At 42.8% G+C, this 21,136-nt stretch carries 29 protein-coding genes and 1 pseudogene (1 of these 30 only partly in view); 28 read left to right on the top strand and 2 right to left on the bottom strand.

The features are described from left to right. The 19 genes and pseudogenes from rplE to COU90_00765 all read left to right on the top strand — a co-directional run. Nucleotides 1-261 (top strand): annotated as a pseudogene (gene rplE, locus COU90_00855) (50S ribosomal protein L5); it begins 272 nt to the left of the window's first position. A 21-nt stretch (nucleotides 262-282) separates the two neighbouring features. Beyond that, nucleotides 283-468: a type Z 30S ribosomal protein S14 gene (locus COU90_00850; protein PJE64800.1), complete on the top strand. Its 186-nt coding sequence runs from the start codon at nucleotides 283-285 to the stop codon at nucleotides 466-468. Continuing rightward, nucleotides 459-860 (top strand): 30S ribosomal protein S8, encoded by a 402-nt coding sequence (locus tag COU90_00845; GenBank protein PJE64799.1) that lies wholly within the window; start codon nucleotides 459-461, stop codon nucleotides 858-860. The genes COU90_00850 and COU90_00845 overlap by 10 nt, the downstream gene beginning before the upstream one ends. Nucleotides 861-876: 16 nt before the next feature. After that, the gene (locus COU90_00840; GenBank protein PJE64798.1) at nucleotides 877-1,422 is read left to right on the top strand and encodes a 50S ribosomal protein L6; all 546 of its coding nucleotides are present in this window, start codon (nucleotides 877-879) and stop codon (nucleotides 1,420-1,422) included. A 9-nt stretch (nucleotides 1,423-1,431) separates the two neighbouring features. Then, a complete protein-coding gene (locus COU90_00835) occupies nucleotides 1,432-1,776 on the top strand; it encodes a 50S ribosomal protein L18 (protein ID PJE64797.1) in 345 nt (114 codons plus the stop codon). A 73-nt stretch (nucleotides 1,777-1,849) separates the two neighbouring features. After that, nucleotides 1,850-2,347 carry a 30S ribosomal protein S5 gene (locus COU90_00830; protein PJE64796.1) on the top strand — a complete coding sequence of 166 codons (498 nt, stop codon included), beginning with the start codon at nucleotides 1,850-1,852 and terminating at the stop codon, nucleotides 2,345-2,347. Nucleotides 2,348-2,364: 17 nt separating this feature from the next. Then, nucleotides 2,365-2,808 carry a 50S ribosomal protein L15 gene (gene rplO, locus COU90_00825; protein ID PJE64795.1) on the top strand — a complete coding sequence of 148 codons (444 nt, stop codon included), beginning with the start codon at nucleotides 2,365-2,367 and terminating at the stop codon, nucleotides 2,806-2,808. Between the two features lie 10 nt (nucleotides 2,809-2,818). Beyond that, on the top strand, nucleotides 2,819-4,084 hold the full coding sequence (locus COU90_00820; GenBank protein PJE64794.1) for a preprotein translocase subunit SecY: 1,266 nt from the start codon (nucleotides 2,819-2,821) through the stop codon (nucleotides 4,082-4,084). Between the two features lie 43 nt (nucleotides 4,085-4,127). Then, nucleotides 4,128-4,718, top strand: a complete 591-nt coding sequence (locus tag COU90_00815) for a hypothetical protein (GenBank protein ID PJE64793.1) — start codon at nucleotides 4,128-4,130, stop codon at nucleotides 4,716-4,718. A 15-nt stretch (nucleotides 4,719-4,733) separates the two neighbouring features. Continuing rightward, the gene (gene map, locus COU90_00810) at nucleotides 4,734-5,504 is read left to right on the top strand and encodes a type I methionyl aminopeptidase (protein ID PJE64792.1); all 771 of its coding nucleotides are present in this window, start codon (nucleotides 4,734-4,736) and stop codon (nucleotides 5,502-5,504) included. Nucleotides 5,505-5,551: 47 nt separating this feature from the next. Next, nucleotides 5,552-5,734, top strand: a complete 183-nt coding sequence (locus tag COU90_00805) for a hypothetical protein (GenBank protein ID PJE64791.1) — start codon at nucleotides 5,552-5,554, stop codon at nucleotides 5,732-5,734. Nucleotides 5,735-5,748: 14 nt separating this feature from the next. After that, on the top strand, nucleotides 5,749-6,186 hold the full coding sequence (locus COU90_00800) for a Holliday junction resolvase RuvX (protein PJE64790.1): 438 nt from the start codon (nucleotides 5,749-5,751) through the stop codon (nucleotides 6,184-6,186). Between the two features lie 58 nt (nucleotides 6,187-6,244). Further along, on the top strand, nucleotides 6,245-6,967 hold the full coding sequence (locus COU90_00795) for a hypothetical protein (protein ID PJE64877.1): 723 nt from the start codon (nucleotides 6,245-6,247) through the stop codon (nucleotides 6,965-6,967). A gap of 5 nt (nucleotides 6,968-6,972) precedes the next feature. Next, on the top strand, nucleotides 6,973-8,016 hold the full coding sequence (locus tag COU90_00790; protein PJE64789.1) for a hypothetical protein: 1,044 nt from the start codon (nucleotides 6,973-6,975) through the stop codon (nucleotides 8,014-8,016). 2 nt (nucleotides 8,017-8,018) lie between these two features. Beyond that, nucleotides 8,019-8,615, top strand: a complete 597-nt coding sequence (locus COU90_00785) for a cytochrome B (protein PJE64788.1) — start codon at nucleotides 8,019-8,021, stop codon at nucleotides 8,613-8,615. Then, nucleotides 8,603-9,376, top strand: coding sequence for a triose-phosphate isomerase (gene tpiA / locus COU90_00780; protein PJE64787.1), 774 nt, complete (start codon nucleotides 8,603-8,605; stop codon nucleotides 9,374-9,376). Before COU90_00785 ends, tpiA begins: the two co-directional genes overlap by 13 nt. Further along, nucleotides 9,357-10,502, top strand: coding sequence for a phosphoglycerate kinase (pgk, locus tag COU90_00775; GenBank protein ID PJE64786.1), 1,146 nt, complete (start codon nucleotides 9,357-9,359; stop codon nucleotides 10,500-10,502). Before tpiA ends, pgk begins: the two co-directional genes overlap by 20 nt. Before the next feature lie 486 nt (nucleotides 10,503-10,988). Further along, complete coding sequence (locus tag COU90_00770) at nucleotides 10,989-11,783, top strand: hypothetical protein (protein ID PJE64785.1); 795 nt, start codon at nucleotides 10,989-10,991, stop codon at nucleotides 11,781-11,783. A 24-nt stretch (nucleotides 11,784-11,807) separates the two neighbouring features. After that, nucleotides 11,808-12,251 (top strand): hypothetical protein, encoded by a 444-nt coding sequence (locus COU90_00765; GenBank protein PJE64784.1) that lies wholly within the window; start codon nucleotides 11,808-11,810, stop codon nucleotides 12,249-12,251. 47 nt (nucleotides 12,252-12,298) lie between these two features. Here COU90_00765 and COU90_00760 read toward each other — a convergent pair whose 3' ends face one another. After that, the gene (locus COU90_00760; GenBank protein ID PJE64783.1) at nucleotides 12,299-13,090 is read right to left on the bottom strand and encodes a hypothetical protein; all 792 of its coding nucleotides are present in this window, start codon (nucleotides 13,088-13,090) and stop codon (nucleotides 12,299-12,301) included. Between the two features lie 56 nt (nucleotides 13,091-13,146). Here COU90_00760 and COU90_00755 point away from each other — a divergent pair, with 56 nt between their 5' ends. The 9 genes from COU90_00755 to COU90_00715 all read left to right on the top strand — a co-directional run bounded on the left by COU90_00755 (nucleotide 13,147) and on the right by COU90_00715 (nucleotide 20,624). Further along, the gene (locus tag COU90_00755) at nucleotides 13,147-14,673 is read left to right on the top strand and encodes a hypothetical protein (GenBank protein PJE64782.1); all 1,527 of its coding nucleotides are present in this window, start codon (nucleotides 13,147-13,149) and stop codon (nucleotides 14,671-14,673) included. Further along, on the top strand, nucleotides 14,646-15,080 hold the full coding sequence (locus tag COU90_00750; GenBank protein PJE64781.1) for a hypothetical protein: 435 nt from the start codon (nucleotides 14,646-14,648) through the stop codon (nucleotides 15,078-15,080). The genes COU90_00755 and COU90_00750 overlap by 28 nt, the downstream gene beginning before the upstream one ends. A gap of 41 nt (nucleotides 15,081-15,121) precedes the next feature. Continuing rightward, entirely contained in the window at nucleotides 15,122-15,985 is an 864-nt protein-coding gene (locus COU90_00745) for a hypothetical protein (protein PJE64780.1), read from the top strand. Between the two features lie 88 nt (nucleotides 15,986-16,073). Next, nucleotides 16,074-16,586 (top strand): nucleoside-diphosphate kinase, encoded by a 513-nt coding sequence (locus COU90_00740; protein ID PJE64876.1) that lies wholly within the window; start codon nucleotides 16,074-16,076, stop codon nucleotides 16,584-16,586. 9 nt (nucleotides 16,587-16,595) lie between these two features. Beyond that, complete coding sequence (locus tag COU90_00735; protein PJE64779.1) at nucleotides 16,596-17,030, top strand: hypothetical protein; 435 nt, start codon at nucleotides 16,596-16,598, stop codon at nucleotides 17,028-17,030. A 47-nt stretch (nucleotides 17,031-17,077) separates the two neighbouring features. Next, entirely contained in the window at nucleotides 17,078-18,439 is a 1,362-nt protein-coding gene (locus tag COU90_00730) for an MBL fold hydrolase (protein ID PJE64778.1), read from the top strand. Nucleotides 18,440-18,441: 2 nt separating this feature from the next. Beyond that, nucleotides 18,442-19,014, top strand: coding sequence for a hypothetical protein (locus COU90_00725; protein ID PJE64777.1), 573 nt, complete (start codon nucleotides 18,442-18,444; stop codon nucleotides 19,012-19,014). Nucleotides 19,015-19,032: 18 nt separating this feature from the next. Further along, complete coding sequence (locus COU90_00720; protein PJE64875.1) at nucleotides 19,033-19,485, top strand: magnesium transporter MgtC; 453 nt, start codon at nucleotides 19,033-19,035, stop codon at nucleotides 19,483-19,485. After that, nucleotides 19,485-20,624 carry a hypothetical protein gene (locus COU90_00715; protein PJE64776.1) on the top strand — a complete coding sequence of 380 codons (1,140 nt, stop codon included), beginning with the start codon at nucleotides 19,485-19,487 and terminating at the stop codon, nucleotides 20,622-20,624. Before COU90_00720 ends, COU90_00715 begins: the two co-directional genes overlap by 1 nt. 33 nt (nucleotides 20,625-20,657) lie before the next feature. Here COU90_00715 and COU90_00710 read toward each other — a convergent pair whose 3' ends face one another. Continuing rightward, nucleotides 20,658-20,996, bottom strand: a complete 339-nt coding sequence (locus COU90_00710) for a hypothetical protein (protein ID PJE64775.1) — start codon at nucleotides 20,994-20,996, stop codon at nucleotides 20,658-20,660. Nucleotides 20,997-21,136 lie beyond the last annotated feature (140 nt).

Below are 21,136 nucleotides of genomic sequence, written 5' to 3'. Positions count from 1 at the left end.
GATTTTTTGGAACGTCTTGTATCTTCCGCCATACCGCGTACGCGAGATTTTCGCGGACTTGATCCAAAAGCCGTTGATGCGGGGGGAAATATAACATTGGGAATCAAAGAACATATTATATTTCCAGAAGTTATAGGAGAAGAAACCAAAACAATTTTCGGACTTGAAATTACGATAGTAACAAGCGCGGAAACACGTGAGAAAGCTGACAAGTTGATTCGATTATTAGGATTTCCGCTTAAGAAAGTTGAGGAAAAGTAGTATATAATCTAATTTATTATCATGGCAAAGACATCAGTCATAGCACGATCGGAAAAAAGACCCAAGTTTGTAACACGAATCGTACGAAGATGTTTTCGTTGTGGTCGTAAACATGGATACATGCGCGAATTTGATCTTTGTCGCATTTGTTTCCGCGAACTTGCCTCGCGCGGTGAAATACCAGGCGTTAAAAAATCATCATGGTAATAGACCCTATTGCAGACATGTTAGTACGCATACGCAATGCTCAAGCGGTGCAGAAAAAAACAGTAACCATTCCGTTTTCCAAGTTTAAGGGAGAAGTTTTGCGTGTGATGAAAGAAATTGGTTTTGTGGAGGATATCGTAAAGCGCGGACGAAAAACAAAGCGTGTTGCCGAAGTATTGCTTTCGTATGATGCTCAGGGGCGCGGAAAAATAAATGGAGCAACTCGCGTTAGTAAGCAAAGTCAGCGTATGTATTGGAAGGCGGAGGATATGCATCCATCACGGAAAGGTATTGCCGGTACGTTTATCGTATCAACATCCCGAGGCGTTATGTCTTCGCGGGTGGCCAGGCAGATGAGTATCGGAGGGGAGGTTATTTGCGAAGTATGGTAATAGATTAAATGTTATTATGCCACGATTAGCAGTAAAACCCATTAAAATTCCGGAAGGAATAACAATCTCTCTAAGTGAGGGCGTCCTTTTGGTGAAAGGACCTAAAGGAGAGCTTACGCGCGCCATTCCGTCGGAAGTGCGTGTGGATATTATGGATGACACACGTGAGCTTTCTGTGGTGTTGGTGGAAAACACAAAGCAGGGACGAAGCCTAGTAGGTACTATATATATGCTTGTACGCAATATGATATATGGGGTAAAAGACGGATTTTCAAAAATATTGGATATTGAGGGTGTCGGATACCGTGCCGCCATGGAAGGTAGCGACCTCGTTTTGGCGCTGGGCTTTTCTCATCCCGTTCGGTTTGTTCCACCCGAGGGTATTGATATAACGGCGGAAAAAAATTCCATTGAAGTAAAAGGTATTAACAAGGAAACGGTAGGTCAGGTAGCGGCCATTATTCGTAGTTATCGTCCGCCGGAACCGTATAAGGGGAAGGGTGTGCGATACAGGGGCGAATATATTCGCCGCAAAGCCGGTAAAAAGACGGGAGTAGGATAATAACATATCATGAATAATCAAACAAACAAGCGTATACATAGACATAAGCGAGTACGGGCAACGGTGCGAGGCATATCTTCGCGCCCGCGTCTTTCGGTGTATCGATCAAATCGCTCATTGTATGTTCAGCTTATTGATGATGGTGCCGGAAAAACGCTTATGGCGGCGCACAGCAGGGATGGTGTATCAGCAAAAACAAAAACGGATCGCGCCGGGGAGGTTGGACGCATAATTGCGGAAAAGGCAAAAAAGCATAACATTACGCACGTGGTATTTGATAGAGGAGGATACAGGTACCATGGACGGATAAAGGCGGTAGCGGATGCGGCGCGCGCCGCAGGACTTGTTTTTTAGAAGATGGGAGTGCTACATTAAATGCCGTAGCTATAATATAAGACGGAAACCTAATATGTAATTCATTAGAATAATGGGACCAAAAAGCGGAAAAAATCAGGGAGGAAATCGCCGGGGAGCACGCCCTAGGCGGGAAAAGCCGGAATACGACCAGAAACTGGTTGATTTACGGCGGGTTGCACGTGTGATGGCGGGAGGACGACGATTCTCTTTTCGCGCTACGTTAATTATTGGCAACAAAAAGGGTATGGTCGGGTTAGGAACCGCAAAAGGGAGTGATACGGCAATTGCCATTGATAAGGCGTTTAAAAAAGCACGAAAGGAATTATTCACCGTACCTCTTACGAAAGATGGAACAATCCCATATGAGGTCTCGGCAAAATTTGCAGGATCCCGGCTTTTATTACGACCTGCGCATGCCGGACGGGGTATTATGGCGGGTGGTCCGGTGCGTATCGTTTGTGATCTCGCCGGTATAAATAACATCACTGGAAAAATTATTTCGCGTTCGACAAATAAGCTCAATAATGCAAAAGCAACAATAACGGCTCTTCAGAAACTCGCCTCCTAAGAAATAATACCGAAATTATGCAGTTACATATATTACAACCGGATACTGAATCCAAGACAGCGAAACGCGTAGGACGCGGCGGAAAGCGCGGTACGTATTCAGGGCGCGGCATTAAGGGGCAGAAGGCACGTGCGGGAAGGCGTGTGCGTCCGCAATTGCGTGATATTATAAAAAAAATTCCGAAAAAACGTGGTTATAAGTTTCCCGCATTTCGCATTAAGCCTACAGATGTTAATGTGGGAGTGTTAGAGTTAGTTGTTTCGGCGGGAGATGTAGTAACACCAGTCTTTCTTATCGAAAAGGGACTTATTCAAAAATTGGGTGGCAAAATTCCTTTTGTAAAAATTTTAGGATACGGCGAGTTGACGAAAAAAATCACCGTTGAGGGATGTGAGGCATCAAAAGGAGCGGTGGAAAAGATTGAAAAAGCGGGAGGAACCATTTTGCCTGCCAATACGTAAAATCCAGATTATGGTGGAAAAAATAAAACATATTTTCCGAGATCCTGAATTGCGTGGACGCATTCTTTTTGTGCTGGGCGTGCTTACGGTATTTCGTATTACGGCCGCTATTCCTATTCCCGGTGTAAATATCGCACAACTTCGGTCATTTCTTGATGGTAATCAATTACTGGGGCTTCTTAATATTTTTTCAGGAGGTGCTTTAGATAATCTTTCCATTGCCATGTTGGGTCTGGGCCCCTACATCACGGGGTCTATTATTATGCAGCTTATGACGATCGTATTTCCCAAGCTAAAAGAAATGTATCAGGAAGACGGTGAAGCGGGACGTCAAAAGTTTAATCAATATTCTCGTCTTCTTACGGTTCCTCTTGCTTTTGTTCAGGGATACGGATTACTCACTTTATTGGGGCGCCAAGGTATTTTGGCAGATATAACGTTTTTGGGTACTGTGACGAACGTTATTATTATAACGGGAGGAGCTCTATTTCTTATGTGGTTAGGAGAACTTATATCGGAATATGGCATTGGTAACGGTGTTTCTCTTATGATATTTGCCGGTATAGTGGCGGGTGTTCCTACCAGTTTACAGCAAACATTTTTTGTATTTGACCGTTCTCAAATTCCCATCTTTATTATTTTTATCATTCTTGCGCTTGCGGTTATTGCCGCTATCGTATTTATAACGGAAGGAGAGCGTCCTATTCCCGTTTCATATGCAAAACGGGTGCGCGGTATGAAGATGTACGGCGGATTTTCTACATATTTGCCGCTTCGAGTAAACCAGGCTGGTGTTATTCCTATTATTTTTGCTCTTTCCATTATATTGTTTCCACAGATGTTTGCCGGATTTCTTACAGTATCTTCCAATACGGTACTGCAGTCAATTGGAAACTTTTTCCTTAATTTTTCAAACAATCTCCTTGCATTTGGATCATTTTACTTTATTTTAGTATTCTTTTTCACCTACTTTTATACGGCGGTGACATTCGATCCGGACAATATAGCCGAGAATCTTCAAAAGAGCGGCGGATTTGTTCCCGGTATTCGTCCCGGACGCCCTACGGCGGATTATTTAAGTCATATCATCAACCGTATAACGCTTGCCGGAGCACTCTTTCTTGGTGTTATTGCTGTCCTTCCTTTTGTGGTACAGGCGGCAACAGGAATTGTTACGCTTACACTTGGTGGTACCGCTCTTCTTATCGTGGTATCGGTTGTTTTGGAATTTATAAAACAAATTGAAGGCAAGCTTGTTATGCGCGAGTATGAATAATAGCGAAACCCTGTTTTTTCTAGAAGCTAATATCTAAGACTTAATGCCTAATCAAAAACCATTAAATGTATTTTTCTTAGGTTTATCCGGTTCCGGTAAGGGAACGCAGGTAGCTATGTTAAAGAGTGTTCTCGAGAAAAAATATCCGGTACACATGATATCTACGGGAGACTTATTGCGTAGTCTTCTTACAAAAGATACCGTTGCCGCCATTAACACGAAAAAAGTATTGGATAAGGGAGGGCTTATGCCGAGTGCGGTAGCACTTTCTCTTTGGGTGTATAAAGTATGTGAGGATGTAAAAGAGGGAGAGGGTATTCTTTTTGAGAGTTCTCCCCGAAGTGCGTGGGAAGCGGAAGCGGCTGTTGAGATGATGACATTTTTGGAGCGTCGAACAGAAACAAGAGCAATATACCTTTTTGTTCCCGAGGAAGATATAAAAGAACGTCTTTTAAAGCGGCGACGGCATGATGATAACGAGGAAGCTATTAAGGGGCGTATAGCATTCTTCAGGGAGCATGTTATTCCGGCAATCGAGTATTTTCGTAAAGAGAAGATGCTTATCGAGATTGACGGTTCAGGAGATGTAGACGCTATTCATGCACATATTATAAAAGCCCTCAATCTTGCATAAACGTTAACGTACGGAATGTCCCTTATAAAAACGCCGGAAGAAATAAAAGTATTAAGGGAGGGCGGGCATAAGCTTGCTTCTGTTTTATCGCGCATTGCGGACGCCGTACGACCCGGTATTTCCACAGCGGATCTTGATACATTAGCAGAGGATCTTATACGTAAAGAAGGAGGAGAGTCGGCGTTTAAGGGATATAAGGCATTTGGTGCCAAGACAGCATATCCGGGAACGGTTTGTACGTCCATAAATGAGGAAGTTGTTCATGGTATTCCTTCAAAAACACGTATCCTCGCCGAGGGAGATATTATCGGGCTTGATATCGGTATGAAATATGGTGGTTTGTATACCGACACGGCCGTTACAGTTCCGGTGGGGACTATCGACAGTGCGGCAAGAGAGCTTATTTTTGTTACGAACAGCGCGTTAACAGAGGGTATTCGGGCTATTTGTGCCGGGGCACATGTGGGAGATATCGGAAATGCTATCGAAACATACGTACGCAGTAAAGGAATGTACGGTATTGTAAAGGATCTCGTGGGGCATGGCGTAGGACATGCTGTACATGAGGATCCGCCTATTCCCAATTATAGAACGAAAGGGCGCGGGCCCAGTCTTGTTCCCGGAATGGTGCTTGCATTAGAACCTATGCTCACGCTTGGCGCGGCGGGCGTTATGATAGCAAAAGATCATTGGACATGGTCTACACGCGACGGATCGCTTTCGGCGCATTTCGAACATACGATTTTAGTGACGAAGGAAGGGGCAGAGATATTGACAAAAGAGTAAAAAAAGTTATACTGTTACGGAAGTCAAATTTTTTTTGGGGGGGAATCATGCTCGAACGCATAGCATTTGCACTTTTTTGTCTTATCCTTTTTTTTACGCTGGCAAGTAGTGTAAGTTTTCTTATACCAATAGACGGGTTTTGGGGACTATCTTCCGAGATGTCCCAGTTTATCGGGGGCATAGCGTTTGTTGCTCCTTTTCTATTTATGGCATCTCGTTGGGCAAGATAAGATTATCAGCGGGTATGTTTCGTTGCATCTCATTCGAGGTGCATTTTTTTTGTACGTATAGTAGAATGCGCTGTATGAATGTTCTTGGTATAGATTACGGCACTAAACGTATTGGTATTGCAATAGGAAACACGGAGGAGCGTATCGCATTTCCGCGTGTGGTTTTGAAAAATGATGAAGTCATAATGCAGGTGTTTAGAGAATTTATACAAAAAGAATCTATAGAATGTATTGTGTTAGGACTTCCTAAAATGCTTTCCGGAAAAGAATCTGATATGACGGATGAAGTGTATACATTTGCAAAAAAACTCGAGCAAGAATCAACGCTCCCCATTTATTTTGAAGAGGAGCGTTTTTCTACAAAAGCTGTGCGGCCGGGTACGGTGAAAAAAACGGATATTGACGCCGCTTCGGCGGCTCTCATCTTACAGACGTATCTGGATAGAATATGAGAAATACATTTTTCCGCGAAGTTCTATGTGGTAGCATGTATGTATGGCAGATAGTGATATATATCTTTCCGTAATTGTTCCCGCATATAATGAGGAGGATCGCATTGTGCCATCTTTGCAGCGTATGGGGGAGTATTTGAGTGCGCAGAATTACACCTACGAAATAGTGGTCGTGGTTGATGGTGCAAAGGATCACACGGCAGATGTTGTGCGTCAGTTAACGGGACGCATCGCGCATCTCCGACTTATCGAGCAGGAGAATACTGGAAAGGGGGGTGCGGTGACGAATGGCATGCGGCAGACGCATGGACGCATACGACTGTTTACTGATGCGGATAATTCAACGGATATTCATTATTTTGAAGATATGAGGCCGTTGTTTGATGAGGGGCGTGATCTCGTAATATCAACGCGGCATTCATGGGATAAGGAAGGTGCCACGCAAAAAATATCCCAACCGTGGTATCGGCGTATATTGGGTATGAGTGGTAATATATTTATACAAATAGTAGCGGTACCGGGAATATGGGATACGCAAAACGGATTTAAGGCGTTTACAAGTGAGGCCGCAACTCGTATATTCGGACAAACACGGATTAAGGGATTTGGTTTTGATATTGAGATCCTTGCTATGGCACGGCATTTTAGGTATACCATTGGTATTATTCCGATAGAATGGCAAAATGATGATCGAAGTACGGTAGGACTTTCTAATTATATAAATGTATTAATGCAAACAATACAGGTTCGATGGAATATTATACGTGGAATTTATAAATAAGCATTATGCTTCCCGAAAAAAAAGAAAAAACACATCGGTACTCGGAACTTCGTCAGGATATTGTGTCCGGGGAGTGGGTCTTGATCGCGACGGGACGTGCGAAGCGGCCGGATCAGTATGCGAGTCGAAGCCGTCAAAAACCAGCGTCGGAGACACATTGTCCTTTTGAAGGTCCGCGTATTAACGATAAAGAGCCGATTTTATGGTACCCTCATCCGGAGAGCAATGCTAAAGATAATTTTGATGATTGGTTTGTACAGGTGGTGGAGAATTTATATCCTGCAGTAACGCCTCATGAAAAAAAGACTTGCGCTATTGCAAAACAGGATGGGCTTTACAATACCATGTCGGGAATTGGGTATCATGAGCTTATTATAACGCGCCCTCATGAGCGAAGTTTGGGGGAGATGACGCCGCAGGAAGCAGCCTTGGTGGTACGAAGTTATCGGGAGCGTTATATGGCATTAGGTGACGATGAGTGTGTGGCATATATTTTAGTATTTCATAATCATGGACACGAAGCGGGTGCGTCCATCAGCCATCCGCATTCACAGCTTGTAGCGCTTCCTATTGTTCCACCAGACGTACAGAGAAGTTTTCATGGTTCCGCAATGTTTTATAAAAAATTTAAAACGTGTATCCATTGCCAGATTATTCACTGGGAAAGAAAGCAAAAAAGTCGCATTGTGTATGAGAATGATACTTTTTTGGTTATTACGCCATATGCTCCGCATGGCTCGTTTGAACTTCGTATCTATCCAAAGGAACATGCGTCACATTTTAAATACATACCCGAAGAATCGATAGAGCAATTAGGTGACGCGCTTTCTAAGGCACTCGGAATGTTACACCGTACACTTAAGGATCCGGCATATAATTTTTTTATCCATACTACGCCGGAAAATGAGGAGAATACGGATCATTATCATTGGCATTTTGAGTTATTACCGAAAATATCAACACCGGCGGGCTTGGAGCTTGGTACGGGTCTTGATGTTATTGCGGTTGCGCCGGAACAGGTGCCGGGATTACTGAATGATACTATATAATTATGTCTCGACTAAGATGGATTCATACATTATATCACTGGACACTTTCCTGGGCGGGACATTCATATGCGGCGTGGGCGCTTTTTGGCATTGCATTTATAGAAAGTTCTTTTTTTCTTATACCGCCGGACGTTCTCTTAATTCCAATGGTACTTGCGCGTCCGACGGAATGGCTTAGATATGCTGTCATCACAACAATAGGTTCGGTATTAGGAGGGATAGCGGGATACTACATAGGTCTGGGATTATGGGAATCCATCGGTGTTGCTATTGTGGAATTTTATCATTTGGGAGATGTTATGCATGCAATAGAGCTTCAGTATCAGATGCATGCGTTTTTTACGATATTTACAGCAGGATTCACACCCATTCCCTATAAGGTAATTACAATTGCGTCCGGTCTTTTCCACGTGCCGATTATCACCCTTATTTCAGCCTCATTTATAGGACGAGGACTGCGCTTTCTTTTGGTGGCGGGTCTTATCGGTATTTGGGGAGAACGCATGAAAGTAGCAATAGAACGGCATTTCGATATTCTTTCTATTATGTTTGTCATGCTTCTTGTAGGAGGGTTTTTTGTAATAACATGGGTATTTTAACTATGAAAAAATATATTATCGCAAATTGGAAAGAACATCCCGCAACTCTCGTGGAGGCTAAAAAAATGATTCGGGAATTGGAGAGCGCGCTTTCCGCATATAAAAACGTAGTACCGGTAGTATGTGTGCCGTCTCTTTACCTCACGGAGACACGTGCCGCACTTAAAAAAGCAGAGTGCGGTGTGCAGGATATTTTTTGGCGGGAAAGCGGATCGTATACCGGCATGATAGGTGCGGGTATGGCAAAAAGCGCCGGTGCCGCATATGCCATTATAGGTCATTCGGAAAGAAGAGAATATGCGGGGGAGACAAATGACATGACGCAGAAAAAAATAAAATCAGCTCTTGCGGCCGGTCTTTTTGCGGTTCTTTGTGTGGGAGAAAAAACAAGAGAAGATGATGATTATATCGGATTCGTGCGCGATCAGGTAAAGGAAGGACTTCACGGCATATCAGCCCGCCGTGCCGGAAAACTTATCATAACGTATGAACCGGTATGGGCCATAAGTTCGCAAAAGCCAAAAGAACTGGATTCTCCGGAGACAACAAAGGAGATGAGTATTTTTATACGCCGTCTTCTTGTCGATATGTATGGACAGGCGGTAGCCGTGCGTATACCCATTTTGTACGGCGGATCCGTTACAAGTAAAAATACACACACCCTTCTCACTGATGGTGGCGTAGACGGCGTTCTTGTGGGACGAGCAAGTTTAACCGCAAAAGAATTTGCAAAGATAGTGGATGAAGCTGCGTTATTATAATAATATGGTCTTGCCATTATTTAAATCCCATCTTGCTGTAGGAAAGCGCGTTATCGTGCGGGTGGATTTTAATGTGCCGCTTACGGAGGATGGCATGATTAGTGATGATTTTCGGATTATGCGCACATTACCTCTCTTGCGTGATGTGGTAAAGAGAGCCGGGCATGTGGTGCTTTTAAGTCATCTTACTGAAAAAAAAGAACATCGCAGTTTCGATGTTTTAATAAAGGAGTTAAAGCGTGTTACGGGGTTTGACATAGTACTTGCCTATACGGTTACCGAAGCTCTTGCGTTTGAAAAAGCAAATCCGAAACATGTTGTTCTTCTCGAAAATTTACGTTCGTTTCCGGGCGAAATGGATAACAGTGAAGCATTTGCGGATGATCTTGCCACTTTGGCGGATATATATATCAATGAAGATTTTTCTCAGTCTCATAGGCCGTATGCATCTATTGTAACGCTCCCGCACCGTATTCCTTCATATGCGGGGCCCTTATTTAATGAGGAAGTTACAAAATTAAAAGAAGTATTCGAACCGGCACGTCCTTTCATGGTTATTATGGGTGGCGTAAAATTTAAAACAAAGGTAAACGTACTAGATCAGTTTATAGAAAAAGCCGACCTTATTTTTATCGGCGGAGCTCTTGCAAATACGTTTTTAGCGGCCGCCGGACATTCCACGGGAGCATCTCCCATAGAGACGGATGCGATACCTGATATTCAGAAGAAATATCTAAATAAAAATAATATAGTATTCCCGTGTGATGTGGAGGTGGATTCCCATGAAATTGTTTCTCTCGACGGAGTGGATGACGATGATTTTATTTATGATATCGGTCCGGATACGCTTTCATATCTTAAAGAACAGGTAAACGCCATGGGTATGGTATTGTGGAACGGACCTTTGGGATTTGTTGAAAAAGGGTTTTCAAAGGGGACGGAGGATTTATTAACGGTGCTTCTTGCATGTAAGGCGCATGTTATTATAGGAGGAGGAGATACAATTGCGATACTTCGCGGACATGACTGGGAAAATAAATTTTATCATGTTTCAACCGGTGGAGGAGCTATGCTTGAGTTTTTAGCAACGGGAACGTTGCCTGGTATCACCGCTCTGGAAAAATAAATGTTCCCGATGCATGTGGGGCAATTGACAAGTTAAATGTATTTACTACACTTAGAGTGCAGGGATAATCCTTGCAGCCACAAGCTGATGGATGGGGATCTTTCACACTGCGTAAGAGGGAGGGTAGCTATGGCGAGCCACAATCTTACGAGAAGCGAAATATATCCCCATCCATTACTCATCCATCAGTAATATTCGAAGCGAGGAGCGATATTGACTTTTTTTGAGAAAGATGTAGAATAGCAGAATCTTGTGGGGGATGTATCCCGAAGAAGATATGGGCAGGCTACGGCCGGGCCTCTCTGTCTTTTTTGTACAAAGAGAGATTTTTCCCTAGATCTTTTGGATATCTTTTCTGAACATTCTTGGCTGACCAAAAGTACCCCACAAGATACTCTTTATTATAAGACCGTATACGGTCTTTTTGTTTACTGGGGATTCGGCGTGGTACAATGTAATATACGTTATACTTTCACGATACGAAATATGTGGTATTCAAATCCCGAACAATTTAAAGAAACAATGGGGCATGATCGTGATGGACGATGGTTTCCGCGCGTTACAAAAATTCTTGATGTAAAATCAAAACCGGCGCTTGATATGTTTTTTAAAGAAATGGGAAGTTATGAATCGGCCGAGGAGGTAAAAAATAAATCGGCCGAGGAAGGGACCCTTATCCATGAAGTGGTGCAAAAGGTGGCTATCGGAGAAAAGGTAGAAATTCCCGAAACGATAAAAGCATCGGTACATTCGTTTCAGGAGTTTGCCGAAGAAAGGAAGATTCATTTTCATCCGGAATATATTGAAAGCGCCGTTATATCGGAACGAAACCGCTTTACCGGCACGGTAGATGCACTTGCCACCATAGGGGGAAAATTTGGTGTATTGGATATTAAAACGTCCACCGGATTTTTTCGGGAATATAATTTACAAACAGCAGCGTATGTGCTGGCCCTTCAGGAGGAGGAAATGAAGCAAAAACTTAATCTTCCAAAAGATATAGAAACCAGATGGATACTCCGGATTAATCAACAGAAAGCATGCACGATATGCAGAGCCACACTTCGCGAAAAAGGAGGACGAAAGAAAATTCGATCGGGGCGCAAGCCGGAGAATATCTGTGCGGATACGGAACATGAGTGGGGGGATATGGCGGGAGATATTGAGTTAAAGGAGTTCCCCTATTTTTTTTACGACATAAAAGCATTTTTAGCGGCAAAAGCACTCTGGGAATGGGAGCATTCGTATTGGCTTCGGCAGGTGGGATATCTGGGCAAATAAAGAATTAACCATAAAAAAGAATAGATGAAAAAAGAAACGTTAGTAATATTTACCGACGGGGGGAGTAGGGGAAATCCGGGACCGGCCGCATACGGATTTGTCCTTAAAAATGGTGCGGGCGAGGTACTTAAACAGGAAGGAGAAGTGATGGGGAGAGCAACTAATAATGAGGCCGAGTATCAGGCCGTAGTGGCGGCATTAAAGAAGGCGAAAAGTATGCTCGGAAAAGAAAAATTGAAAGCCATGGCTATTGAGGTATATATGGATTCCCAACTTGTCGTGGAACAGCTTTCCGGGAGATATAAAATAGAAAATGAGAATCTTCAAAAAAAATTTATGGAACTATGGAATATGCGAGTGGAGTTGGGGGGGGATATCTCGTTTACTCACGTACCGCGCGAGCAAAACACAGAAGCGGATCGAATGGTAAACATGGCTCTTGATCAAAAACAACAAAGTAGTTTTTAGTGTAATCATAAAAAATGACCGATAGAATTATCTATCGATCGTTAAGTTTATTTCCCTATTTTCAAGTAGCGGTTCATGAATATGATCTTTTCTTTCTGCCCGCTTATTCCCAGTTCTTTTCGAACGTGTGTAATGGCTTCCCCGCGTAGTTGAGATATACGTCCGGGTGATAAGTCGTACTGACAACCTATTTCTTCAAGTGTTTGTTCCTCTATATAATATTGTATAAGTATGTTGCGTTTTCTCTCATCCAAACACAGAAGAGCTTTCCATAATTTTTCCCTATAAAGATTACGAGAAACTGTTTCCTCTGTTTGTGCCGAGTCGGGAAGAATATCCCCCAAGACAACAAGACTCATTTTATCGTCTCGTATAGGCACTTCAAGAGAAATATAGTTTATACCGGACATTATTTCATCAAGATACTCTTTGTCCCATCCAAGTCGTATTTGGAGCTCCCTCTTTGAAGGCGGTCTTCCATAAAGTGTGGTAAGATCTTGTATTGCTGTATTAAGATCTCGTCTTGCTTTTCTAAAGTATCGGGACGCAATATCCATCGAACGTATACAATCTATAATTTGTCTTTTTACGCACATGCCGATGTAGTCTTGTAGAGGCAAATTTTTTTCCGGGTCATAGTCGCGTAATGCTTCCATGACGCCGATAAAACCCGCCTGCGCAAGCATGGCTTGATCTTGTTTTTCAACAGACAAGTAAAACGTGCTTGCTATGTACTCCACATAGTTTTTATATGTGGAGTACACATCCTCGCGCTTTGGTTCTTTTTTCTTCATAGCGCACCCCCTTTTAAGGTTGAACTTGCGAAAATAGTAGCACATATTTTACCTTTAGTAAAGGTCTCAAAAAAGGTGAGGAGATCTGCTACGGATAGAGAATGTCCAAGGCGCGCGTATTTCTTTACCTGCTCTTTTGTTTTATGGGCGGCGTTGCTATTGCGTCTTTTTTGAGTGTACCGAAGAATATTCTCTATGGGCTTTTTTCGGCGGGATCGGGTATTTTTGTGTATGGTATTGGAAAAGAAATTGGTTTTGCGAAAAGAATATTATCAGTATGGATTTTTGCAGGATTAGTGCTTCTTTCCATTGGGATCGGCATATATCGTTTTCAGGATAATGTATCACACAAAAATGAATCGGGAATACATGTATATATTTCTCCAGGAAAGAAAAGCATAGTCGGAACTATAATAGACGAGCCGGAAGTGCGCGAGAAGAATACACGTTTTTTGTTAAGGGCCGAAATCATAGAATCGGAAGAAATAAAAAACTCTACTAATGTTACGGGTAATATACTTATTTTTGCAAATAGATACGGTGATTATACATACGGGGACAGTATTCGTATTACGGGGGAACTTCAACAACCGGAGTCATTCGATGACTTTGATTATCCCGCATATCTTGCGCGAAATGATATTTATACGCTTATGTATTATCCTGACATAGAGCGTACCGGAGAGAGTGCAAAAAAAGGAATAGAGGAAAACATAAAAAGATATCTCTTTTTGGCAAAAAAAGAGTTAGAACATAATATAGAGCGCATGCTTCCGGAACCGCATGCCGCTTTCATGAAGGGACTTTTATTGGGATCGCGAGCAAGTATGCCTGAATGGCTTTTGGACGGATTTCGCTCCGTGGGTGTTATTCATATTATTGCTCTTTCCGGATTTAATATTACGATTATTTCTTCCGCTCTTACGCGATTTATTCGTCTTTTTTTCATACGTTCATCAGTAACGTTTTGGGTATCGCTTGTGTGTATTGCTTTTTTCACCATTATGGTGGGAGCATCTGCATCCATAGTGCGTGCGGCTTTAATGGGTGTAATTGTTCTTCTTGCCCGTATGGAAGGAAGACGTTATAAGGCGCCGAACGCCTTGATATTTACCGGGGCCCTTATGATATTTCATAATCCCGCCATTCTCCGATTTGATATTGCGTTTCAGCTTTCTTTTATGGCGACTGTGGGACTTATGTATGTTTCTCCCACACTCGAAGCATATGCCAATCGGGTACCGTCTTTGTATGGTATGCGTGATATACTTTTATCCACGTTCGCGGCACAGATTACTGTACTTCCTCTCATCATGTATTATTTTGGAACAGTTTCTCTCATAAGCCCGATTGCTAATATTCTTATTTTGATTGCCGTACCTCTTACGATGGCATTAGGATTCTTGGGCGCGCTTACGGGGTTTATAAGTACGATCGCAAGTATGGCTGTGGGAAGTATCTCATACATATTTCTTGAGTATCAGATAAGAGTGGTGAAAGTATTATCTGCGGTACCGTTCGCGGATATACATATGGGCACAATACCATTTGCAATTGTTATAGTTCTATATGGTATATTATGGTGTGGTATATATAAGCCATGGATAAAAGTCATATCAAAACGATAATGGTGTTTGGTGTATTCGATGGATATCATGAGGGACATCGGTACTTTTTGCGTTCTGCGCGCAAGGGGGGAGAATGCCTTATCGTTGTAGTTGCGCGGGATGAATATGTTGAACGCACAAAAAAGCGCATACCAAAACACAATCTTGCCGTCCGCATAAAAAGCATAAAAGAAGGCGGTCTTGCCGATTATGTATACCCATCAGACGCGCAAGAAGGATCATGGAATATAATCAGAGAAAAGAAGCCGGATAGTATTGCGCTGGGATATGATCAGAATATGCTTTATGACAGTATTGCGCGCGCATTACCCGATTTTAAAACCAAGCATCGGTTTATTTACATTGATGCCCATGAGCCTGCTTTGTATAAATCGAGCATCCTTCAAGGAAAAAAGCGGCGTACGTAGGCAGGCTTTTTTTTCGGTCAATTTTGGTGTACGAATGGCATATGCTTTTACGTAAAAAATGGATACTGGTTATTCTTACGGTGCTTACAGTGAGCGTATGGTATGGCGCGTTTTCCGTTCCGTCCGCAAGCGAAGGCCTTTCCGTATATGTATTTGATGTAGGACAGGGGGACAGTATTTTTATAGAAACGGTATCGGGAAATCAGATTCTTATAGATGGCGGTCCGACAGATGCAGTTCTTGCGCAATTGGGACGCGTTATGTCTTCATATGATCGTTCTATAGATATGCTTATCCTTACGCATCCGGACGCGGATCATTTAAACGGTCTTGTGGATGTAATCGGAAGATATGAAATTGGTACGGTTGTGGAAACAGGTGTTTTGCACGAAACGGAAGAGTATAAGGTGTGGCACGAGCGTATCGGTGAAAAAGAAATACCCGTTATATATGCACATGCCGGGCAAGAGTTTTTATTAGACAAGCATGTAACGCTAAAAATTCTGGCGCCTTTTTATGAGCAAGCAGGGAAGGAAGTAAAAAAAATCAATAACACGAGTGTTGTTGCACGGCTAGATTACGGAGAGTCATCCTTACTGCTTACGGGAGATATAGAGTCTTCGGAGGAGCGTAAGCTGGTTATTCTTTCGGAAAGCCTTGATACGGACATACTGAAAGTGGGGCATCATGGATCAAAAACCTCATCATCCGATATATTTTTGGAAAAAATTTCTCCGATGGTTGCTTTGGTATCTGTGGGGAGAAATAGCCGGTATGGACATCCTCATCAGGAAGTTTTGAATGCTCTTAAAAGAGAGCATGTGGAAGTCCATCGCACCGACATGGAAGGAACGCTTCTTCTTCGCATGTATGAGGATGGAACATACAGTATAAATGGGTATTAGAGGCATTATATAGTAATGCCGGGTGTTATGGATGCGTTCAACGGGCGGTCTTGTGTGTATAGATATTTTTCGCTATCATAGGGTGACTATGGAAAAAACCGAACAAATACATCTTGAGCGCACGCTCGTTATTATAAAACCGGATGGTGTTCAGCGTGGGATTGTAGGCTCTATTATCCAGCGCTTTGAAAATGCAGGATTAAAGATTATCGGTATGAAAATGCGGTGGGCGGACAAAACGCAGGCAATGGAACATTATACGGAAGATCTTGCTAAAAGACGGGGACAGCATGTACGTGATATTATGGTGGAATTTATGAAAAGCGGTCCGGTAGTGGCATTTGTTGTGGAAGGTGTTGATGCTATTGAAAACGTGCGAAAAATAATAGGTTCTACCGAACCGAAATCAGCACAACCCGGTACCATTCGCGGCGATTATTCGCATGTAGCATTTAAATATGCCGATGCAAAAGGAAAGGCGGTAATGAATCTTATCCATGCTTCTTCTGATGCGGCGGATGCCGAACGGGAGGTGTTTGTGTGGTTTAACGAAGATGAACTGTTTGATTATAAAACCGTTCATGAAGTCCATACTTTGTAGTATTTTTATATGAATATAAATTTTGCTTCCAGGAAATGGATAGGATGTGTTCTGTTCGTTATTTTTGTGCTTTATGCGCTTACCCTTTGGTATGGGTGGGCATATACAATATGGTGGATTGATGTCGTACTGCATGTGTTAGGGGGTGTGTGGGTGGCGCAGATTTTCTTTTTTTTAAAAAACCATTACGTGCCGCGCATACATACGGAGATACCCTGGTTGCTGTATCTTTCCTTCGCACTTGGGTTTGTGATGCTTGTAGGCGTTGCATGGGAGTGGTTTGAGTATATTCTTGATGCTGTTTTTTTTACGGAAAGATTCGGACTTCGCCAGCAGTTGGGATTGGCAGATACGCTAGGGGATCTTGTTGCCGATACGGTAGGCGCCCTTTTTGTAGCAATAAGTATGCTTGTACGCGAACGAAAACATGATACCTTATCGTAAACAATATACTTATTTGCCGAGAACGATCATTACGGTATACTGGGTATATGACACAGGTAACATTTTATGGGGGTGCACAGGCGGTAACGGGGGCTAATCATTTATTAGAAACTGAAAAAACACGTATATTGGTAGATTGCGGACTTTCGCAATGTCCGCGTTTTTGCGAGGCGAAGAACAGAGAAGACTTTGCATATGATCCGTCTTCCATCGATGCGTTATTTGTAACACACGGACACATAGACCATATCGGCCGCATTCCAAAGTTAGTGCGGGATGGCTTTCGGGGTGTAATCTACTCAACACATCCCACTAAAGATTTCGGGGCGCTTATGCTAGAGGATAGTCTGGGTATTTTGGAAAAAGAAGCACGGAGTGATGATGAAAAAGTATTTTATTCAAGGGAGGATATTGATAAAGCGCTTTCTTTATGGAAGGGATGCGATTACGGTGAAGAAATTACCGTAGGTGATATTACAGCTACAGTACATGATGCGGGGCATATTTTGGGATCGGCCGCTTATATATTTGCTTTTCCTACCGAAATCGGAACCAAAAAAATTGCTTTCACTGGGGATTTGGGTAATTCACCGGCTCCCCTTATTACTCCCACGAAACTTATAACGGACGTGGATTACCTTGTTATCGAATCGGTATACGGTGATCGTGTTCATGAGACGACTGGCGAGAGGAAAACAAAACTAGAACGAGTTATTGAAGATACATTTTCTGCCGGGGGGACGCTCATGATTCCGGCATTCAGTCTGGAGCGCACGCAAGAGCTTCTCTATGAAATTAATGAACTTGTCGAACATAAGCGTATTCCGCGTGTGCCGATTTTTATCGATTCACCGCTAGCCATTAAGGCAACCCGTATTTATGCCGCGTACACTACGTATTTCAGTAAGGAAGCGCAAAAACTTATTAAAGAAGGAGACGATTTATTTAAATTTCCCGGACTTAAGCTTACGGAGGAAACAGAAGAATCAAAAGCTATTGCAAATGTTCCACCGCCTAAAATTATCATTGCCGGCTCTGGTATGATGCATGGTGGACGTATTGCTCATCATGCGAAACGATATCTACCTGATCCGAAAAGCACGCTCCTTTTTATAGGATATCAAGCGGCCGGTTCTATGGGGCGCCGTATTTATGACGGAGCAAAGGATATTATGATTCATGGAGAGACGGTGCCGATACGTGCTCATATAAAAGCCATTGGTGGATATTCGGCGCATGCCGATAGCGATGCGTTATTCGAATATGTTGAGCATACGGCAAGTACCTTAAAAACCGTATTTGTGGTTCAAGGGGAACCAAAGTCGGCATTATTCCTCGCTCAACGTATAAAGGATAATTTAGGTATAGATGCTAAAGCACCTAAACAAGAAGATACATTTAATTTATAAAAATGAAAGAATCATCTCATTATCATCTTAAATATAAAATTTGCGTATCGGGTGCTGCTGAAACGGGACATTGTGCCATGGATTCGATAGATAAAGGAAAAGAGGTGGGGCGTGAGATTGTACGCCAAGGAGCTATTCTTACAACGGGAGCAACAACCGGGTTTCCGTTGTGGGCCGCTATGGGGGCTAAAGAAGAGGGAGGTATTTCTATTGGCCTTTCTCCCGCAGAAACGGAACGTGAGCATGTAGAACACTATAATCTCCCGCTTGATTATATGGATATGATTATATACACGGGATGGGGATTTTCGGGACGCAACCTTATGCTTACGCGTGCATCTGATGCGGTAGTGGTGGGGTGCGGACGTATCGGTACCCTAAATGAATTTACTATTGCATTCGAAGACGGAAAACCGGTGGGGATACTTACCGACTCCGGTGGTACGACCGATATGATTCAGGAGATTGTTAAAGTATCGCATAGAGAAGGAAAAATTATTTACGACACGGATCCTAAACGGCTTGTAGAAAATCTTATAACAATTATTAAGGAAGAAAAAATAACTAAAGTATAATTTATGGTGTTTGATTCTATGACGGGGCATATATTTCTGCAACTTATACTGGCGGTATTCCTTGGTATGATGATTGGTGTTGAGCGGGAACACCGGCGAAAGGCGGCGGGCATGCGTACCTATGCGCTTGTTAGTATGGGAGCGGCGCTTTTTACCATTATGTCGGTGGCGGAATTTTCTCCTTTAGCGTCGTTCGGCACGCCCGATCCCACGCGTATCATTTCTCAAGTTGTGGTGGGGATTGGGTTTATCGGCGGGGGACTAATTGTCTTGCAGGGCGATAAAGTTATGGGACTCACCACAGCAGCGGCTCTTTGGGTGGCGGCCGCTATCGGTATTGCAGTAGGGCTTCAAATGTATATGGTTTCCGTTTTTGCTACCATACTTACGCTTTTAGTCGTTTGGGCATTTCGGTTTGTAGAGGAAAAGGTGCCGCGCGTGGACCGAAGTGTGGGAAGAAGCAAGAAATAATGAAAAATTTTTGGAGGGTTATTTCGGCAATCGGTCTTTTGGCGGGCGTTATTATCGGTGCCGGCATGTTTGCTATCCCATACGCCATTTCACGGGCGGGGGTATTTTGGGGATTTTTTCATATAGTGATTGCTTTCGCAATTACCATATGCGTACACATGCTCTACGGAGAAGTTGCCTTGCAGACAGAAGGAATACATCGATTACCCGGATACGCAAAGCGTTATTTTGGATCCTTTGCACGCCATCTTGCATTTGGAGCATCGGTATTTGAGCTATACGGATCCCTTCTTGCTTATGGTATTTTGGGAGGATTATTTCTTTCCCAGATTATGTCATTTTCTTCCTTACCTCCCTTTGTCTGGAGTTTGGTATTTTTTGCAGTAGCAGGCGGTATTCTTCTTTTCCCTATAGCGCGTATCGGTACCGTCAATTTTCTTTTAACGTCATTACTCGTTCTATTTGTTGTTATCCTTTTGTATATCACTTATTCGCATGTGGAAAAAATGCAATTCATACTTGCGGATAATACATACTGGTTTCTTCCGTATGGTATTTTCCTGTTTGCTATGGGAGGCGCTTCCACTATTCCGGAGGTCGCTGATATATTGAAAAAAAGAAATAGATCTTTATTGCGGGGGGTTATTATCATATCAGGCATTATCCCAGTTGTCGTATACGGTTTGTTTGCCTTTTCTGTAGTGGGGATTTCCGGAACGGGAACAACGGAAGAGGCGCTTGCCGGACTTGTAGGTGCGGTAAGTCAGCGCGCCGTATCTATAGGCTCTCTTATAGGTCTCATTGCCGTATTTACTTCATTTCTTGCATTGGGAGCAAATCTTCGCAATATATTTCGGTATGATTATAATGTGCCGTATGTCCTTGCCTGGGCGGTCGTTATAAGTTTGCCGCTCGGACTTTTTTTGTTGGGTATAAGTAGTTTTATCGGAACGATTGGCCTTGTGGGAGCGGTAGCAATTGCTCTTGAGGGTGTTATTATTCTCCTTCTTGCTCTTCGTGTTTGTAAAAATGATCCGAAATGTGAATGGGGACCGTTGTCGTTTAAAAAGGTAATTCCGTGGCTATTGATAACAGCATTAATTATCGGTGCTTTTTTGGAACTTAAAACAATAATTTAGAAAATAAAAAACGACAGAAATACTGCCGCTTAGTTATATGTTTAAAAAAGTTTCCCTAATTTGCATTTGCTGAAAGGTGCGCCCTTCATGAAGAAGTAGTGTACCTATTTCCTTTATGAGGGACGATATGCCTGATTCCTGTATTTTTCCCAGCTCTCTTTCCATTTTTTCCAGGGCGGTAAATCGTTCGACAATTGAGCCGTCAAGAACCGTTATTACTTCGTAATAATCATCCGCTTCCTTTGCGGGTGTGCTATCGGGAACGCGGGCTCCCGGCTTCGGTACAAAGTTGGGATGATCGTTCGTTGAAAGAAGAATAATAACATCGGTTTTGAGGTTGTACGCGGTAAACAGATAATATGTTTTCTCCATATATTCCTCCGTATTTATTGAGAATTATACAGATTTTTATTTCTCTGTCAATTCATATAAGCAATCCGCGGTAAATATTTTTTCCTCTGTTTCCGCTTTCGGCGCGTAGTACACAATATAAAAAGCCGCCGGTTGTTGTG

Source organism: Candidatus Ryanbacteria bacterium CG10_big_fil_rev_8_21_14_0_10_43_42, from assembly GCA_002793915.1.
Lineage (GTDB): Bacteria > Patescibacteriota > Minisyncoccia > Ryanbacterales > 2-02-FULL-48-12 > 1-14-0-10-43-42.
Note: the sequence above shows the minus strand (reverse complement) of the source record. Positions and strands in the feature narration are given on the sequence as shown.

Bases quoted from the DNA above. Each gene is read 5' to 3' on its own strand.
- COU90_00770 (PJE64785.1), top strand. From the start codon at position 10,989: ATGTGGTATTCAAATCCCGAACAATTTAAAGAAACAATGGGGCATGAT.
- COU90_00750 (PJE64781.1), top strand. From the start codon at position 14,646: ATGGATAAAAGTCATATCAAAACGATAATGGTGTTTGGTGTATTCGAT.
- map (PJE64792.1), top strand. From the start codon at position 4,734: ATGTCCCTTATAAAAACGCCGGAAGAAATAAAAGTATTAAGGGAGGGC.
- COU90_00710 (PJE64775.1), bottom strand. From the start codon at position 20,996: ATGGAGAAAACATATTATCTGTTTACCGCGTACAACCTCAAAACCGAT.
- COU90_00745 (PJE64780.1), top strand. From the start codon at position 15,122: ATGCTTTTACGTAAAAAATGGATACTGGTTATTCTTACGGTGCTTACA.
- COU90_00765 (PJE64784.1), top strand. From the start codon at position 11,808: ATGAAAAAAGAAACGTTAGTAATATTTACCGACGGGGGGAGTAGGGGA.
- COU90_00720 (PJE64875.1), top strand. From the start codon at position 19,033: ATGACGGGGCATATATTTCTGCAACTTATACTGGCGGTATTCCTTGGT.
- COU90_00790 (PJE64789.1), top strand. From the start codon at position 6,973: ATGCTTCCCGAAAAAAAAGAAAAAACACATCGGTACTCGGAACTTCGT.
- COU90_00725 (PJE64777.1), top strand. From the start codon at position 18,442: ATGAAAGAATCATCTCATTATCATCTTAAATATAAAATTTGCGTATCG.
- COU90_00730 (PJE64778.1), top strand. From the start codon at position 17,078: ATGACACAGGTAACATTTTATGGGGGTGCACAGGCGGTAACGGGGGCT.
- COU90_00800 (PJE64790.1), top strand. From the start codon at position 5,749: ATGTTTCGTTGCATCTCATTCGAGGTGCATTTTTTTTGTACGTATAGT.
- COU90_00830 (PJE64796.1), top strand. From the start codon at position 1,850: ATGGGACCAAAAAGCGGAAAAAATCAGGGAGGAAATCGCCGGGGAGCA.
- pgk (PJE64786.1), top strand. From the start codon at position 9,357: ATGAAGCTGCGTTATTATAATAATATGGTCTTGCCATTATTTAAATCC.
- COU90_00715 (PJE64776.1), top strand. From the start codon at position 19,485: ATGAAAAATTTTTGGAGGGTTATTTCGGCAATCGGTCTTTTGGCGGGC.
- COU90_00740 (PJE64876.1), top strand. From the start codon at position 16,074: ATGGAAAAAACCGAACAAATACATCTTGAGCGCACGCTCGTTATTATA.
- COU90_00840 (PJE64798.1), top strand. From the start codon at position 877: ATGCCACGATTAGCAGTAAAACCCATTAAAATTCCGGAAGGAATAACA.
- COU90_00805 (PJE64791.1), top strand. From the start codon at position 5,552: ATGCTCGAACGCATAGCATTTGCACTTTTTTGTCTTATCCTTTTTTTT.
- COU90_00850 (PJE64800.1), top strand. From the start codon at position 283: ATGGCAAAGACATCAGTCATAGCACGATCGGAAAAAAGACCCAAGTTT.
- COU90_00835 (PJE64797.1), top strand. From the start codon at position 1,432: ATGAATAATCAAACAAACAAGCGTATACATAGACATAAGCGAGTACGG.
- COU90_00735 (PJE64779.1), top strand. From the start codon at position 16,596: ATGAATATAAATTTTGCTTCCAGGAAATGGATAGGATGTGTTCTGTTC.
- tpiA (PJE64787.1), top strand. From the start codon at position 8,603: ATGGGTATTTTAACTATGAAAAAATATATTATCGCAAATTGGAAAGAA.
- COU90_00815 (PJE64793.1), top strand. From the start codon at position 4,128: ATGCCTAATCAAAAACCATTAAATGTATTTTTCTTAGGTTTATCCGGT.
- COU90_00785 (PJE64788.1), top strand. From the start codon at position 8,019: ATGTCTCGACTAAGATGGATTCATACATTATATCACTGGACACTTTCC.
- COU90_00820 (PJE64794.1), top strand. From the start codon at position 2,819: ATGGTGGAAAAAATAAAACATATTTTCCGAGATCCTGAATTGCGTGGA.
- COU90_00755 (PJE64782.1), top strand. From the start codon at position 13,147: ATGTCCAAGGCGCGCGTATTTCTTTACCTGCTCTTTTGTTTTATGGGC.
- COU90_00760 (PJE64783.1), bottom strand. From the start codon at position 13,090: ATGTGCTACTATTTTCGCAAGTTCAACCTTAAAAGGGGGTGCGCTATG.
- rplO (PJE64795.1), top strand. From the start codon at position 2,365: ATGCAGTTACATATATTACAACCGGATACTGAATCCAAGACAGCGAAA.